Source organism: Cnuibacter physcomitrellae, assembly GCF_014640535.1.
GTDB classification, from domain to species: domain Bacteria; phylum Actinomycetota; class Actinomycetes; order Actinomycetales; family Microbacteriaceae; genus Cnuibacter; species Cnuibacter physcomitrellae.
Map to the genome: position 1 here is coordinate 1,555,479 of NZ_BMHD01000001.1, position 14,469 is coordinate 1,569,947.

Sequence of the window (14,469 nt, forward strand, 5' to 3'; positions counted from 1 at the left end):
GCCGGCATGCGGACATCCGGGATTCAGGAGGTGCGCTCCACCACGGTGTCGGCGAAGCGGATGAGGGTCTTCTTCACCGTGCCGTCAGGCAGCGGCGCGAGAGCGGCGGTCGCCTCGGCGGCCCACCGGCGCGCCTCGGCCACGGTGCGCTGCGTGACCTCGTGCTCACGCAGCGCGGTGATCGCCGCATCCGCGGTCGCGGCGTCGGCGGACTCGAGGGCCTCCGGCGTCAGCCTCTCGAGGAGGGCGGCCGCCTCGGCGTCGGTGACCGCGGCCTCGCGCAGGTAGAGCACGGGAAGGGTCGCGACACCGGCACGGATGTCGGTCCCGGCGAGCTTGCCCGTCTCCTCGGAGTGGGGCGAGAGGTCGAGCACGTCATCGACGAGCTGGAAGGCGACGCCGACCTTCTCGCCGAACACGCGCACCGGCTCCTCGTACGCCGAGGGCGCGTTGGAGAAGATGAGGCCGAGCTGACCGGCCGCGGCGATGAGCGAGCCCGTCTTGTCGGAGAGCACCTGGATGTAGTGCTCGATCGGATCGATGTCGGGACCGGGACCGATGGTCTCGTTGAGCTGACCGAGGCAGAGCCGTTCGAACGTGTCGGCCTGCAGCCGGATGGCGCGCTCGCCGAGCTGCGCGAGCAGCTGCGAGGCGCGGGCGAAGAGGAGGTCGCCGGTGAGGATCGCGACGGAGTTGCCCCAGACGTTCTGCGCCGACGGCACACCTCGGCGCTGGTCGGCGTCGTCCATGACGTCGTCGTGGTACAGCGAGGCGAGGTGGGTGAGCTCGATGGACGCCGCCGCGGTCTGCACGTCGGGGGTGATCCCGTCGCCCAGCTGGGCGACGAGGAACGCCAGCACCGGGCGGACGCGCTTGCCGCCCGCCTCGAGCAGGTAGCGGGCCACCACGTCGACCAGGCCCGCGGCGAAGCGGGACTCGACGGAGAGGCGCTCTTCCAGCGCGTCGATCGCGTCCTCGATGAGGGCTGCGGTACGGCGGTCCTCACCGGTGGAGAAGAGGCGATCGGCCAGCGACAGCGACGCAGAGCGGCGGCCGACCGCCCTCTTGAGGCTGGAAGTCACGGTGTCGAGCCTACTTCGTCGTCGCGGAGAGCGGCGTCGAGGCCGGCACCAGGGGCTTGACGCCACGGTGCAGGGCCACGATGCCGGCCGTGAGGTTGCGGTACGCGACGTCTGTGTAGCCGGCCGACCGCATCCACGACGCGAGGGTGGGCTGGTCGGGCCAGGCCTCGATCGAGTCGCCGAGGTAGTCGTACGCCGCGTCGTTCGACGAGGCGAGCTTCGCCAGCGCCGGCATCACGCGCTTGAGATAGAAGGAGTAGCCGCCGCGCACCAGACCGAGCGGCGGGGTGCTGAACTCGCAGATCACGAGTCGACCGCCGGGCTTGGTGACACGGAAGAACTCGCCGAGCGCGACCCGAGGGTCGGAGACGTTGCGGAGCCCGAACGAGATGGTGACGGCGTCGAACTCGTCGTCGCCGAACGGCAGCGCCATGGCGTCGGCGACCACGAACTCGATCCCCGGGTTGTCGGCCTGACGGCTGCGGCCCACCTCGATCATGCCCGGCGAGAAGTCGGCCGCCACGACATGGGCGCCGCTCGCCGCGATCGACGCGCTCGAGGTGCCCGTTCCGGCGGCGATGTCGAGGATGCGCTCCCCGGGCCTCGGTGCGATGGCTCGCGTGGTGGCGATCCGCCACAGCGTCGCGTTGCCCACCGAGAGGACGGTGTTGGTGCGGTCGTACTTGGCAGCGACCTTGTCGAACATGGCAGACACCTGCTCGGGGCGCTTGGTGAGGTCTGCCTTCGTCACACCTCCAGTCTAGGAGGATCCGCCTGGGAGCCGGGCCCCTGCGGGGAAGGCGTAGGCTGTGCCGGTGCCTGCAACGCCCTCTCCCGTGACGCAGCTGCGCGTCGAGACCACCCGGGTCGACGACCCGAAGTACCTCCTCAAGTTCACCGACGAGTCCTCGCCGTTGATCTGGGTGCGCAAGGCCCACGGGATGGCGGGCATCGGCGAGGCCGTGCGGTTGACCTTCTCCGGGCCCGATCGGATGTCCGAGGCCTGCGAGGCCTGGCGGGCGATCGTGTCCGCGGCGACCGTCTCCGACCCCGTCCAGGCGCCGGGCTCGGGACTGATCGCGTTCGGCACGTTCGCCTTCGACGACTCGTCGACCGCCGAGAGCGTGCTCATCGTGCCCCGCACCATCGTCGGACGCCGCGGCGACGTGTCCTGGGTGACGCGCATCCGGGTCGAGGGCGACGCGACGCCCGCACCGGAGCCCGAGCTGCGGCGCCTCGGCGAGGAGTACCGCCTGACCCTGCTCCCCGGCGAGGTCTCGCCCGACGACTACCGTGCGATGGTCGAGGCCGCCGTCGGCCGCATCGCCGCCGGCGAGCTCAGCAAGGTCGTGCTGGCGCGCGACCTCCGCGGGCACCTGCCCGCCGGGTCGGACCTGCGGCGCGTGCTGTACGACCTCGCCCTCGGCTACCCCGACTGCTGGACGTACGCCATCGACGGGTTCCTCGGCTCGAGCCCCGAGACGCTCGTCCGGGTCGACCACGGCACGGTGAGCGCGCGCGTGCTCGCGGGCACCACGGCCCGGGGTGCGGATGCGGTGAGCGATCAGGAGCGCGCGGTCGCCCTGGCGACCAGCGCCAAGGATCTCGACGAGCACGGCTTCGCGGTGCGCAGCGTCCTCACCGCCCTCGAGCCGCACAGTCGCGGCCTGGCCACCAGCGAGGTCCCCTTCACCCTCAAGCTGCCGAACCTGTGGCACCTCGCGAGCGACGTGATCGGCACCCTGAGCGACGGGTCCACCTCGCTCGACCTCATCGCGGCCCTGCACCCGACGGCCGCCGTGGCCGGCACCCCGACCGCCGACGCGCTCGCCCTCATCCGCGAGCTGGAGCCCTTCGACCGCGGCCGCTACGCCGGGCCGGTGGGCTGGGTCGGCGCCGACGGCGACGGCGAATGGGCCGTCGCGCTGCGCAGCGCCCAGGTGGATGCGGCGGGCGACATCACCGCGTACGCCGGCTGCGGCATCGTGGCCGAGTCGGTGCCCGAGCGCGAGTACCTCGAGACGAAGATGAAGTTCCGCCCCATCGTCGAGGCCTTCGCGTAGGCGTTCTCCCTCGGGTTTCGCTGCCTCTGTGACCTTTCGCTGGGCCAGTGGGCCCGCGCAAGGTCAAAGAGGCAGCGAAACCGGATCCGGAGCGCGCCTACGGGGTGGCGTAGGTCGGGATGAGGGAGTCGACCATCCAGCTCGAGTCCTCGGCGCGGGCGGCGCTGTCGGTGAAGCCCGAGTCGGGGATCATCAGGTACTGGGTCGGGTCGCCGCCGTCGTTCCAGGTGGGGTCGACCGCGAGCCACTGGCCGTCGACGAACACCTTGTTCCACGCGTGGGGCCCGCCGGAGAAGACGTCGCCGCTGACCACGATGGTCTGGACGCCCGCGGCGTTGGCCAGCGCGTTGAACGCGTAGGCGTAGCTCGCACACACCCCGATCCCCTGCAGCATGGTGCCGGTGGCGTTCCAGGCGTTCTCGTGTCCGGCCGGGATGCCGCTGTAGGACACGTCGAGGAGCGAGTCGAACGCCGCGTAGTCGTACTCAGCGTTGTCGACCAGCCAGCCGTTGAGCGCGGTGACCTTCTCGCGATCGCTCATGCCGTCCGAGACGACGCTCCCGACCACCTCGTCGACCCTCTGCTTGAGGTTCGCCTGCATCGTCTGGACCTCCTCCGTGGGGAGGGCGTAGGTGACGAGCATCGTGTCGCCGCCGTCCCGGAGGCTGTAGTTGCTGATGTTGAAGGCGTACGGGTTCTGCTCGCGCGCCTCCTCGAGCGCGTCGTACGGATCCGGGGCCCCGGGAGCGTCGACGTAGGCCGAGATGTCGATCAGCGCGGTCTGCGCGATCAGGTGCGCGGCGAGGAAGCGGACGAAGTCCGAGCTGCCGAAGACCGGATAGGCGACCTGCGGGGTCTCCGAGACAGGCTCCTCATCGGGCACCTCCGGAGCGACGAACTCGTCGAATCGCGGCATGCCCGTCGGAGGAGCGGCGGCCAGGGCGGCCGCGTTGAACTGGGCGATGGCGGCGGCGGGATCCGGCATGGATCGCTTGGTGATCGGGATCCACTCGCCGAGTTGCGTGTTGCGCCCACGGAGCGGCACGATCCAGCGGTCACCGTAGTCGAGGATGACCGACTCGTCGATGTAGGCGACGGTGGATCGGGTCCGCCCGTCGACGGAGGTGAACGGGAGGACCTTCTGCACGTTCTCGATGCCCTCGATGTAGCCGCTGGCGCCCCAGTTCTTCAGCGCGGTGGCGGTGTGGAACGCCACCTCTCGAGGCAACCAGCCCGCCACCTCCTCCATGTCGTAGGCGGGGAAGGACGAGTACCGCTGGCCGTCGGTCGCGATGACGCCGATGTCGTAGCCCAGGGTCGACGCCGCGATCTCCTCCTCCGACTCGGGCTGCTCGTAGCCGCCGGTGATCTCGTCCTCGGTGATGCCGCGGTAGCTGTAGGAGTCGAGACCGACGTTCTGCGCGGAGACGAAGGGCGCTTCCTTCACCTCGTAGTCCTCGATGGCGCCGGCCGACGACCATTCGGTGCCCTCGACCCTGTCGAGGATCTCCCACGACCCGTTGCCGTCGTCCGTCACCTCGTGCGTGACGACGAGATACCGCTCCGCCCCGTCCACCGGCGCCCAGGTGAGGCTGATGGTGCCGTCCTCCGCCGCCTTCCCGAACGTGACGTCGGGCGACTCGAGCGAGGGCTGGACCGTGAACTCCGTGACGAGCGGCTTCGCCCGTTCGGTGCCGTCCTTCTCGGCGCGGCTCACCAGGTAGTACTTGTCGTGCATGCCCCAGCTGCTCAGGGGGTCGCCCTCTTCGGCGATGGGGCCCGGGTTCTCGCCGAACGCCTCCCCCATCTCGTCACCCGAGATCGTCACCTCGTCGCCCGGGTCGAGCTGGAAGACGGAGAACTCGGCCTTCTTGGTCAGCGCGGGGTCGTAGTACACCTCGAACGCCCAGTCGTTCGCACCCCTGGACGAGTCGGGGTCCGGCGCGTGCGCGGCATCGATCGCGTCGAGGTCGTAGTCGACGTCGATCTCGAACTGGTGGTTCCGCTCGAGGGCGAGCATCGGGTCGGTGTAGTCGTAGAGCGCGGACTTGTCGCTGTAGATCGTCTGCTGCTCACCCGTGAAGGCGGGGACCACGACGAAGCCGACCACGAGGGCGATGACGGCCGCCATCGCGACGCCGCCGGAGACCAGTCCGATCATCAGGCCGCGGCGCTTGCGTCGCGGAGGCGTCGGAGCGCCCGGCCCCGAGGGTGCGCTCGCTGGGGACGCGCTCACCGCGGGGGCTGCCGCCGGGACGGCCGTCGCGGCGTCGGCGGAGTGGACGTGCGACGTCCACTGCGACCCGTCCCAGTACCGCTGTCCCCGTGCGTCCCACGGATCCTGATACCACCCTGCGGGAGTTCCCCCCGTAGTACCCGACACGACCGATCCTCCCCTTCCCCCGAAAGGCCTCGTTGCTTGCTTCTCCCCTCGATCCTGCCCTGCTTCTCAGCCGTCGCCAAGTCGAGCGGCGGCGGTCCATGCCGCCGACGGCATGGGACAGGCCGCTACCCGACCCCGATCGGAAGCGGCTCGATCGTCATCGCGGCGGCCCCGCGCCCGACGGCGGAGACGATCATCATCTCGTCGGAGAGGCGGGCTCGGGAGAGAGAGACGCGACCGCGGAAGACGCCCGGCTCGGCGGGGGCGGGGCGAAGAATGTGGCCGTCGGCCCACACGCGGGCGTCGGCCGGGGCGGATGCTGACAGGCGTACCTCGACCTCCCAGGAGCGGCCTCGAGCCTCGATCGCGATCGACTCCGGGGTCGCGTCCGCCGCCTCCGCCGCACCGGATCCGTCCGCCTCGGTCGCGGGGACGGGGTCGATCTGGTTCGAGGGCAGGGTCGGGGTGAGGAACGCGGGCTGGCGGCGACGTGTGGCCCGCTCGTACGCGCCGGCGCGGTCGAGGAGCGCGTCGTCGCTGTAGGCAGGGCCGGCGAAGGTCAGACCGACCGGCATCTGGATGTCGCCCATGAACCCCATCGGCACGGTGACCGTGGGGATGCCCAGGTGACGGATGACGCGATTGCCGTTGGAGTAGACGACACCATTGCGCGACGCGGCCTCGAGGCTCTCGGGCCTCTCGAACAGGTCGACCCGGCCCACGTCGCCGGCGGCCGGGAAGACGACGAGGTCGAGGCCCTCCGCCGCCATCCACTCCTCGAAGTCCTCCCTGCGAGCCTGCTCGAGCCCCTGCAGCAGCTGAGCCAGCCCCGGGACGTCGTCGAAGCGGGCGGGCAGCCCCTGCTTCACGAGCTCGGCGAGACGCTGCCAGTCGAAGCCGCCGCGGGCTCGGGTGATCCACACCGGGACCGGCGCGTCGGCGACGGGGAACACGGTGTCGCCGTCGACGTCGGCCCACGTGTCGAGGTGGGGATCCGCGTTGTCGCGCAGGAACGCATCCAGCGCCATCGCGGTGATCGGGCCGCCCTCGAGGGCGCGCCAGTTCGCCGGGACCAGGCCGCGCTCGGCCAGCCCTCTGGCGCCCGGGCGGTCCTCCTCGTAGTTCGACACGACGGGGAGGTCGACCTCCACGACCTCCGCTCCGAGCGCCCGCAGGTCGTCGGCGGCGCGATCCCAGAGCGCGCGCACCGACGGACGGAGGGCGGGCGGATCGAGGGGCACGTCGTCCTCGCCGATGTAGAGGCGGGGAACGCCGATCCGCAGACCGTCGAGGCGATCGGGCCGGGGACGCCGGATCGGATGCGGGAGGACGTCCTCGGGGCGCGGGAGCTCGACCGCGGACTGCTGCCGCCAGAAGTCGCCCGAGCGGTCGGGATCCTCGACCGCCAGCACGTCGAGGAGGAGCAGGAGGTCGTCCACCGAGCGCGTGTGGGGCACGACGACGTCGCACGTGGGGCGCAGCGGCCAGTTGCCGCGGATCGAGAGCACACCCCGCGAAGGCGTGTAGGCGACGAGGCTGTTGTTCGAGGCGGGAGCGCGACCGGAGGACACGGTCTCCTCCGCCATCCCGAAGGCGCACATGCTCGCCGCGGTGGCGGTCCCGGAGCCGTTCGACGACCCCGATCCGTAGGCGGCGGTGAGGAACTGCGGATGGTACGGGCTGCGGGCGTAGTCGTAGACGCCGGGCTGCATCCCACCCGCCGCCATGGGCGGCATGTTGGTCTTGCCGAGGAGCACCGCGCCCGCGGCGCGGAGCTGGGCGACGGTGGCGGCGTCGTCGGTGGCGACGAGGTCGGCGAGAGCCGGGCTGCCCGACGCGACCGTGAGGCCCTTGACCTTGTAGCTGTCCTTGACCGTGAAGGGCACACCCTCGAGCGGACCGGCCTGGCCCGCGCGGCGGCGGGCATCCGACGCGGCGGCCTGCTCCAGGCAGGTGGGGTCGAGCACGGCGATGGCGTGGAGGCACAGCCCGGTGCGGTCGTAGTAGGCGATCCGGTTGAGGTAGGCGGTGACCAGCTCGACGCTCGTCACCGCTCCGCTGTCGAGGGCCTCGAGCATGTCGGCGATGCCGAGCTCCACCACGTCGATCCGGTCCATGCGTCCGCCCTTCCGTCCCGCTCCGCGCGATCCCCCCATCCTGTCAGCAGCGGGAGCCGCGCGCGGCACAGCGGACGCGCGTCAGCGGTCGCAGCGGGTCAGCGAGCGCGGTTGCGGCGGCGCAGGACGAGGAGCACGATGCCGCCGACGACGAGCACGGCGACGGCGATCCCCGCGATCAGGAGGGCGACCTGCCCGTTCGCTCCGGTCTGGGCGAGCTCGCCGGAGGCGAGTTCGGATGCGCTGCCGAGCAGGGCGGTCGTGGTCACGGTGGTGCTCCTCGCGGTCGTGCGGCGCCGGCCACGCCGCTGCCCCCACCTTAACCCCTCCCGTCCGCCACACCCAGGTGGTTCCGCCATCCCGATCGGCATGGCGGAACCACCTGGAGATGGCGAAGTGGAGTCCGCGCCGGGCGGCGCGGGTCAGGACCAGCGGGCGCGGTCGTACTGGAGGGGCCAGGCGACCTCGGCGCCGAGCTCGTGCGCGGCGCGGAGGGGGAAGCGGGGGTCGCGGAGGAACTGGCGCGCCATCGTGACCGCGTCGACCTCGCCCGAGGCGACGAGCTCCTCCGCCTGCCCCGCCTCCGTGATCAGGCCCACCGCGCTCACCGGCACGCCCGCGGTCTCGCGGATGTACCGGGCGTGCGGCACCTGGTAGAGCGGATGCACGTCGATCTCCTGATGGGCCACCAGACCTCCCGTGGACACGTCGAACAGGTCGGCGCCGGCATCCTGAGCCCAGCGCGCGACGCGGGCGGCGTCCTCGCGCTCGAACCCTCCTGGCGCCCAGTCACTCGCCGACAGGCGCACGATCACGGGCACCGACTCCCCCACCTCGGCGCGCACCGCGCGCACCACCTCGAGCAGGAACCGGGCGCGCCCCTCCAGCGATCCACCCCACTCGTCGGTGCGCTCGTTCGACAGCGGCGAGAGGAACTCGTGGAGGAGGTACCCGTGCGCAGCGTGCAGCTCGATGACGTCGAACCCGGCCGCGACGGCACGGCGGGCGGAGGCGGCGAACGCCTCGACGAGACCGCGCACCTCGTCGCCGGTGAGCTCGCGGGGCTGGGCGTAGCGCCCGAACGCGATCGCCGACGGCGCCACCGTCGGCCACCCGCCCGAGCCCTCGGGCACTGTGCCGCGCTCGGCCGCCCAGGGGCGGTACGTCGACGCCTTACGTCCTGCGTGGGCGAGCTGGATCCCCGCCACCGCCCCCTGCGCGTGCAGGAAGCCGACGATGCGCGCGAACGCGGCCTGCTGCTCGTCGTTCCACAGGCCCAGGTCCTGCGGGGAGATCCGTCCCTCGGGCACGACCCCGGTGGCCTCGACCACGATGAGCCCCGCTCCCCCGGTCGCGAACGCCCCGAGGTGCGCCAGATGCCAATCCGTGGGCACGCCGTCCTCCGCCTCGACGGAGTACTGGCACATCGGCCCGACCCAGAGCCGGTTCGGGAAGGTCACGTCACGGAGCGTGAAGGGGGAGAACAAGGCGGACATGGTCATCCTCTCGGAGGGAAGCGGGGCGGGACGGAGACGGACACGCGAGGCGGCCGACGGGGACTGCGGGTGCGGAGACGGGTGATCAGGAGGCGAATCCGGCGATGAGGTTCACCATCGCACCGAGGATCACCGCCCCGAACAGGTACGACAGCAGGGCGTGGCGGAGCACGGTGTGGCGGATCGGCGACGCGGAGATGGCCGTGTCGGACACCTGGTAGGTCATCCCCAGCGTGAACGACAGATACGCGAAGTCCTGGTACGTCGGCGGATCGTCCTGGTTGAACCCGACGCCGCCCTCCTCCCCGGAGTAGTACAGGGCCGCGTACCGCAGCGTGTAGAGGGTGTGCACGAGGGCCCAGGAGAGGGCCACGCTCACCACGGCCACGACCGCGACCACGTCGCGCTCCGTGTTCCCGGCGTCGCCGTCCAGGGTCAGCACGAGGATCGTCACCACGAGGCTCACCACGCTCGCCGCGAGGAGCAGCACGTCGGTCGCCGGCCGGGTCGGATCCTCCCGGCGGGCATGCCTGCGGGTCTGCGCGGCGTCCATCCTGCCGACCACCAGCCACACCCAGGCCACGTACACGCAGCACGCCGCCGCCCATCCGCCGACGGCGGCCACCCGGACGAAGCCCAGGCTCGCGATCACCAAGCCAGAAGCGGCGCCCACGAGAGCGGCGACGATGAATCGCACCACCGCACGGCGGCGCAGCTGCAGCTCCAGGCCACGCGCGTCGCTCATCGGATGCGGATCACCGGGGCAGGATGCTCGAGTCGGTCAGCAGGAGCGGCGCATCCGTCACCGGCACGTCGATGTGCATGTGGGTGCAGGAGTCGTCGAACTCGGTCCAGTTCGTGAACGAGAGCTTGATGCCCGCCGAGGCGCGGCACTCGGCCTGACCCACGTGCGCGCCCTTCGGCATGATCGGGTCGAGGATGCTGATCATCTTGAGGGTGTTCGCATCCGCCCCGTTGAGGCTCGCGTTGTTGAGCAGGTAGAAGTCGACCGCGTGGCCGCCGCCGTCGATGTAGTGCGACGACGCGGTGCCCGCGCCCTCGATCTGGCCCGTGCACTTGCGGTTGATGTCGCTGACGCCCACCTGATCGAAGTTGTGCAGCGCGATCACGATGATCTCGAGGATGCGGTAGTCGACGCCGCAGTCGGGCACCGTGACGCCGTCCGCGATGTACTGGATCTCCTTGATGTGATCGGGCACCGACCCGACGAGCTTGCCGGAGGCGTACGCCGCCATGATCTCCTGAGCGAGCTGACGACCCACGAGCATCTGGGCGCTCGAGTAGCCGGCCGCCTGCAGCTCGCCCGCATCCGACACCGCGTAGCCGTCGCGGTCGACGGTGCCCGTACTGGCGGTGTTCGCCGTGACGAGCTCCTGACCGGGGGTGTTCACCGTGAGCGCCGACTGGACGATGCCCGCGTCGATCGGGCTCGCCGACACCGTCGTGGGGATCGCCATCACGGCCGTCATGCCGAGCACGAAGAGCATCGCGACACCGGAGAAGAGGCCCTTTAACCAGGCCGGACGCCGGACCGCGCTCGACGACGGACGCGGGGCAGACGGCGTGGGCGCGCCCTTGCTGCGGTCGGCGCGGGACGCGGGGCGCCAGGCGGTGCGGACACGACGCACCCGCTTCTCCGCGCGGCGGGGGCGAGACGGCGCCGGGAGGCGGAGGGCATCGGGCGTGACCGGATCGGTCGGCTCCACCTCGAGGGTCAGCGGATCGAGAGCCTCGTCGACGGGCTCGATCGTGAGGGTCTGCAGCTCGATCTCGCGGAGGAGGACCTCGGTGGGCTGGTCGGCCGCGGGGTCGGTCTCGTCGAGAGGGGTCTCGGCGGCGTCGGCGGGGATGTGCGCGGGGAGCGGGGAGGGGACGAGGGCGGCGGCGTCGTCGGGGGTGTCTTCGGTGACGGGGGCGGCGGCGTCTTCGGTGACGGGGGCCGCGGTGTCGGGGGCTTCTGCCGTGTTGCTCGGGGAAGCGTCGGTGGAGGTCTCGATGTCCTCCCCTCGAGTCGACGGGGCCCTACCCGATACTCGTGGGGAGGACATCGAGACCTCCACCGCCTCCGCCGTGCGGGCGGGGGTGGGGGCTCCGTCGTCGGCGGGGAGGGAGGAAGGAGTGTCCTCGGACGGCTTCGCGCGACGGCCGCGCTGGCGTCGGGCCGGGGGTTCGGCGATCTCGGCGAGGATCTCGTCGACCGGGATGGGGGCGGTCTTGGAGGAGACGACGTCGATGGTGGGTGCCGGGATGGCGGGGGTGTCGTAGTCGGCCGGGATGAGGGCCATGCGGAGGCTGCGGCGGCCCGGGGTCGAGCGGGCGGCCTCGGCCTGCTCGTCGCGGCGGCGGGAGCGGCGGGAGATCACCGCCTCGGCTCGGGCCGGGCCTTCGGCCGGGGCGGAAGAGGCACTCGCCGGGGCGGGAGCGGGGGCAGGAGCCGGGCCTGCGGCCGGAGCGGAGGAGGCACTCGCCGGGGCCGGAGCCGGGCCTGCGGCCGGAGCGGAGGGGGCACCGGTCCCGGAGGGAGCGGAGGGGGCACTGGTTCCGGAGGGGGCGGAGGAGGCGGTGGGGGTGAGGGCGCGGCGCTGGGACTCGCGGAGCTCGAGCTCGCGCTGGGCGCGGCGGGAGAGGGGCTGGGAGGGTGCCTCGGTCGACCGGATGCGCGGGCGTCGAAGGGGCTCGTCGCGCGTAGGGTCGGTGGGGCTCAAGCGTCGTATCTCTCGGGGTAAGCGAATCGATCACGCCGTGGGATTCGGGTCTCACGGCTAGGTAACGGCAGAGTAACGATACCGGGTCGTCCCTGAAAAGTCTCTCCGTGGCCCGCGAGGCCCGGAACGGCGGGCCGCCCGCGTAGCCGCCCTCGCGTGTCGCGCCCCCGCCTCCGCGGCGTCTCCCTCCGCATCCGAGCGAACATATGATGTATGCTGAATGCGCACCTCGATGGCGGGTGCCGACTGCGAGATCGAGGGCGACATGAAGATCACCGGCCTCCGCACCCTGCGGACCCACCGCGACTGGGGTCGCCCCGTGGGAGACGTCAACGGCTTCATCAGCTCGGGCATCACCGAGGTGCCCGTCGTCCTCATCGACACCGACGAGGGACTGACCGGCGTCGGGCTCGGATCCGACCAGTCCGTCGACGCCCTCTTCCCCGCGATCGAGGGCGAGGACCCGCGAGCCGTCTCCTCCCTGTACGACCGCATGCTGGCCCAGGTCTTCAAGAGCGGTCACGCGGGCGCCACCTACGGCGGCATCGGCACGATCGACTCCGCGCTCTGGGACCTCAAGGCCAAGATCGCCGGCGAGCCGCTCTGGCGCCTGCTCGGCGGACGGGACCGCTTCGTCCCCGGTTACGCCTCGGGGCTCGACATCGCGCTCGACGACGAGCAGCTCGCGGCCTTCTACGCCTCGATGGCCGAGCGGGGCTTCTCGAGCGGGAAGCTCAAGGGCGGCCGCGACTGGGAGGCCGACGTCCGCCGGCTCGGGATCGTGCGCGACGCGCTGAGTGCCGCCTCCAGCCGACCGGCGCTCATGCTCGACGCCAACGAGTCCTGGAACCTCAAGCAGGCGGTGCGCTACATCTCCCTGGTCGAGGAGCGCGTCGACCTCACCTGGATCGAGGAGCCCCTGCGCCGCTGGGATGCCGCCGGCCACGCCAGGCTCACCCGGTCGGTGCGCGCCGGCGTGGCGACGGGCGAGAACCTCTCGGGGCTCGAGCAGTACACCCCGTTCTTCGAGGCGGGCGCCGTCGACGTCGTGCAGGCCGGCGCGATCTGGGGCGTCACGCACTTCCTGAGGCTCGCCCTCGCCGCCCACTCCCGCGACCTGCCGATCAGTCCGGTCGGACTCACCGCCAACCCGGGGATCGCCCACGCGGCGACCGCGGTGCCCAACCACCTCTCCGCCGAGGTCCAGGACTTCGGCACCCCGTTCGGGATCACCGTCGACGAGCACTACGCCGACGGCGGGATCGTCCTCGGCGACGAGCCGGGCTCCGGGGTCACGGTCGACGAGGCGGCCATCAGCGCCGCTCCCGACGACACCAGCGACGGAGGATGGCTCGTCGCCGAGGGCCCTCACGTCCGGTCGAGCAGGGCGGGGCTGCGGCTCGTCGCCGACGACCGCGGAGCCGCGGGCTGATGCGTCCGAGCTCCGCCTCCCTCGCGTGCCCGACCCCCTCGGTACACTGACGGCATGACCGATGCTCCCGCCGGCGAGGCAGCCGAGACCGCCTCCGCGGGCCGGTCGGTCTTCGCCACCGACTCCTCGAAGACGCCCGCCGCCAGGCTCGGCGTCGCGGTCGTGCACGACCTCGTCACGGTCATCGTCACCGGCGAGGTGGCACCGGGCGAGTCGCTGCCCCCGGAGGGCGTGCTCAGCCAGCACTTCGGCGTCAGCCGGACGGTCATCCGCGAGTCGGTCAAGCGCGTCGAGGAGAAGGGGCTCGTGAGCGTGGCGCAGGGACGCGGGACGCAGGTCAGGCCCGCGACCTCCTGGAACCTGCTCGACCCTGTGGTCCTGTCGGTGCTGGTCGAGAACGACCGCGAGCTCGGCGTCCTCGACGAGATCGCGGTCGTGCGCGCCGCGCTCGAGGGCACGATGTCGGCCGAGACCGCCGCCCACCGCTCGGAGGACGACCTCGCACGGCTGCAGGCGGCGTTCGCCCACATGCACGACACGATCGAGGACGAGGACGACTACGCGCAGGCGGATGCCGACTTCCACTTCCTCGTGATGGCCCTCTCGGGCAACCGGCTCACCGAGAACATCACCCGCGTGCTGTTCGAGCGCGCCCGTCAGAGCTCGCGCTTCATCGGCCGCCCGAGTCGCGAGGCGTTCCACCTCACCCTCGAGGAGCACCGCAGGGTGCTCGAGGCGATCGAGGCCGGCGACGCCGCCGCGGCGGAGGAGGCCATGCGCGTGCACATCACCGACGCCTGGAACCGTCGACGTCAGCCGACCGCGAAGGACTGAGCGCGCTCAGTCGAGGTGCCAGACCTCGGTCATCCGCTCCCAGTTCGGCAGGCCCGAGCCCTCACGGAACGGGATCTGGCACGCGCTCGTCAGACGCCACCAGTCCTGCATGACCGGGTCCGCCTCCATCCGTGCCTGCGCCGCGTCGAGGTCGTCGCCCACGTAGTCGTAGGTGCCGACGATGACGTCGCCCAGGATGGAGATGGTGAAGTCGCGGATGCCGGCTGCGGACGTCACGGCCTCCACGTGGGGCCACACCGCCGCGTGCAGCTCGAGGTACTCCGCCCGCTTCTCCGGGCGGAGCCTCGCGATCATGCCCACCCTGACCGGCCCCGT

12 protein-coding genes are annotated in these 14,469 nt (G+C 71.7%); 3 read left to right on the forward strand and 9 right to left on the reverse strand.

The genetic code is table 11. The features are described 5' to 3' along the window. Positions 1 to 23: 23 nt before the first annotated feature. Together IEX69_RS07270 and IEX69_RS07275 are read right to left on the reverse strand one after the other, a co-directional pair. Positions 24 to 1,082, reverse strand: a complete 1,059-nt coding sequence (locus IEX69_RS07270; protein ID WP_085020380.1) for a polyprenyl synthetase family protein — start codon at positions 1,080 to 1,082, stop codon at positions 24 to 26. 10 nt (positions 1,083 to 1,092) lie between these two features. Then, positions 1,093 to 1,833: a class I SAM-dependent methyltransferase gene (locus IEX69_RS07275; protein ID WP_229756268.1), complete on the reverse strand. Its 741-nt coding sequence runs from the start codon at positions 1,831 to 1,833 to the stop codon at positions 1,093 to 1,095. Between the two features lie 64 nt (positions 1,834 to 1,897). On the opposite strand from IEX69_RS07275, the gene IEX69_RS07280 reads away from it, so the two are divergent. Further along, positions 1,898 to 3,145 carry an isochorismate synthase gene (locus tag IEX69_RS07280; RefSeq protein ID WP_229756269.1) on the forward strand — a complete coding sequence of 416 codons (1,248 nt, stop codon included), beginning with the start codon at positions 1,898 to 1,900 and terminating at the stop codon, positions 3,143 to 3,145. 97 nt (positions 3,146 to 3,242) lie between these two features. On the opposite strand, the gene IEX69_RS07285 is transcribed toward IEX69_RS07280, so the two are convergent. The 6 genes from IEX69_RS07285 to IEX69_RS21075 form a co-directional block, all read right to left on the reverse strand. Further along, the gene (locus IEX69_RS07285; protein WP_085020382.1) at positions 3,243 to 5,528 is read right to left on the reverse strand and encodes a transglutaminase domain-containing protein; all 2,286 of its coding nucleotides are present in this window, start codon (positions 5,526 to 5,528) and stop codon (positions 3,243 to 3,245) included. Between the two features lie 125 nt (positions 5,529 to 5,653). Continuing rightward, on the reverse strand, positions 5,654 to 7,645 hold the full coding sequence (locus IEX69_RS07290; RefSeq protein ID WP_085020383.1) for an amidase: 1,992 nt from the start codon (positions 7,643 to 7,645) through the stop codon (positions 5,654 to 5,656). A gap of 98 nt (positions 7,646 to 7,743) precedes the next feature. Further along, entirely contained in the window at positions 7,744 to 7,914 is a 171-nt protein-coding gene (locus tag IEX69_RS07295) for an LPXTG cell wall anchor domain-containing protein (protein ID WP_162818487.1), read from the reverse strand. Between the two features lie 153 nt (positions 7,915 to 8,067). Next, complete coding sequence (locus IEX69_RS07300) at positions 8,068 to 9,141, reverse strand: NADH:flavin oxidoreductase/NADH oxidase (RefSeq protein ID WP_174604482.1); 1,074 nt, start codon at positions 9,139 to 9,141, stop codon at positions 8,068 to 8,070. Between the two features lie 85 nt (positions 9,142 to 9,226). Continuing rightward, a complete protein-coding gene (locus tag IEX69_RS07305; RefSeq protein WP_085020386.1) occupies positions 9,227 to 9,886 on the reverse strand; it encodes a DUF1345 domain-containing protein in 660 nt (219 codons plus the stop codon). A gap of 10 nt (positions 9,887 to 9,896) precedes the next feature. Continuing rightward, the gene (locus IEX69_RS21075) at positions 9,897 to 11,525 is read right to left on the reverse strand and encodes a hypothetical protein (RefSeq protein ID WP_085020387.1); all 1,629 of its coding nucleotides are present in this window, start codon (positions 11,523 to 11,525) and stop codon (positions 9,897 to 9,899) included. A gap of 562 nt (positions 11,526 to 12,087) precedes the next feature. On the opposite strand from IEX69_RS21075, the gene IEX69_RS07315 reads away from it, so the two are divergent. Together IEX69_RS07315 and IEX69_RS07320 are read left to right on the forward strand one after the other, a co-directional pair. Beyond that, positions 12,088 to 13,299, forward strand: coding sequence for a mandelate racemase/muconate lactonizing enzyme family protein (locus IEX69_RS07315; RefSeq protein ID WP_229756270.1), 1,212 nt, complete (start codon positions 12,088 to 12,090; stop codon positions 13,297 to 13,299). 54 nt (positions 13,300 to 13,353) lie between these two features. Further along, entirely contained in the window at positions 13,354 to 14,133 is a 780-nt protein-coding gene (locus IEX69_RS07320) for a FadR/GntR family transcriptional regulator (protein WP_085020388.1), read from the forward strand. A gap of 6 nt (positions 14,134 to 14,139) precedes the next feature. Here the strand turns inward: IEX69_RS07320 and IEX69_RS07325 are convergent, their stop codons facing one another. Beyond that, complete coding sequence (locus tag IEX69_RS07325) at positions 14,140 to 14,448, reverse strand: L-rhamnose mutarotase (RefSeq protein ID WP_085021543.1); 309 nt, start codon at positions 14,446 to 14,448, stop codon at positions 14,140 to 14,142. Between the last annotated feature and the right edge of the window lie 21 nt (positions 14,449 to 14,469).

What these genes read in the sequence shown, in the direction of transcription:
- IEX69_RS07290 (WP_085020383.1), bottom strand. Translation starts at nt 7,645, where the DNA reads ATGGACCGGATCGACGTGGTGGAGCTCGGCATCGCCGACATGCTCGAG.
- IEX69_RS07300 (WP_174604482.1), bottom strand. Translation starts at nt 9,141, where the DNA reads ATGTCCGCCTTGTTCTCCCCCTTCACGCTCCGTGACGTGACCTTCCCG.
- IEX69_RS07305 (WP_085020386.1), bottom strand. Translation starts at nt 9,886, where the DNA reads ATGAGCGACGCGCGTGGCCTGGAGCTGCAGCTGCGCCGCCGTGCGGTG.
- IEX69_RS07315 (WP_229756270.1), top strand. Translation starts at nt 12,088, where the DNA reads ATGCGCACCTCGATGGCGGGTGCCGACTGCGAGATCGAGGGCGACATG.
- IEX69_RS07320 (WP_085020388.1), top strand. Translation starts at nt 13,354, where the DNA reads ATGACCGATGCTCCCGCCGGCGAGGCAGCCGAGACCGCCTCCGCGGGC.
- IEX69_RS07325 (WP_085021543.1), bottom strand. Translation starts at nt 14,448, where the DNA reads ATGATCGCGAGGCTCCGCCCGGAGAAGCGGGCGGAGTACCTCGAGCTG.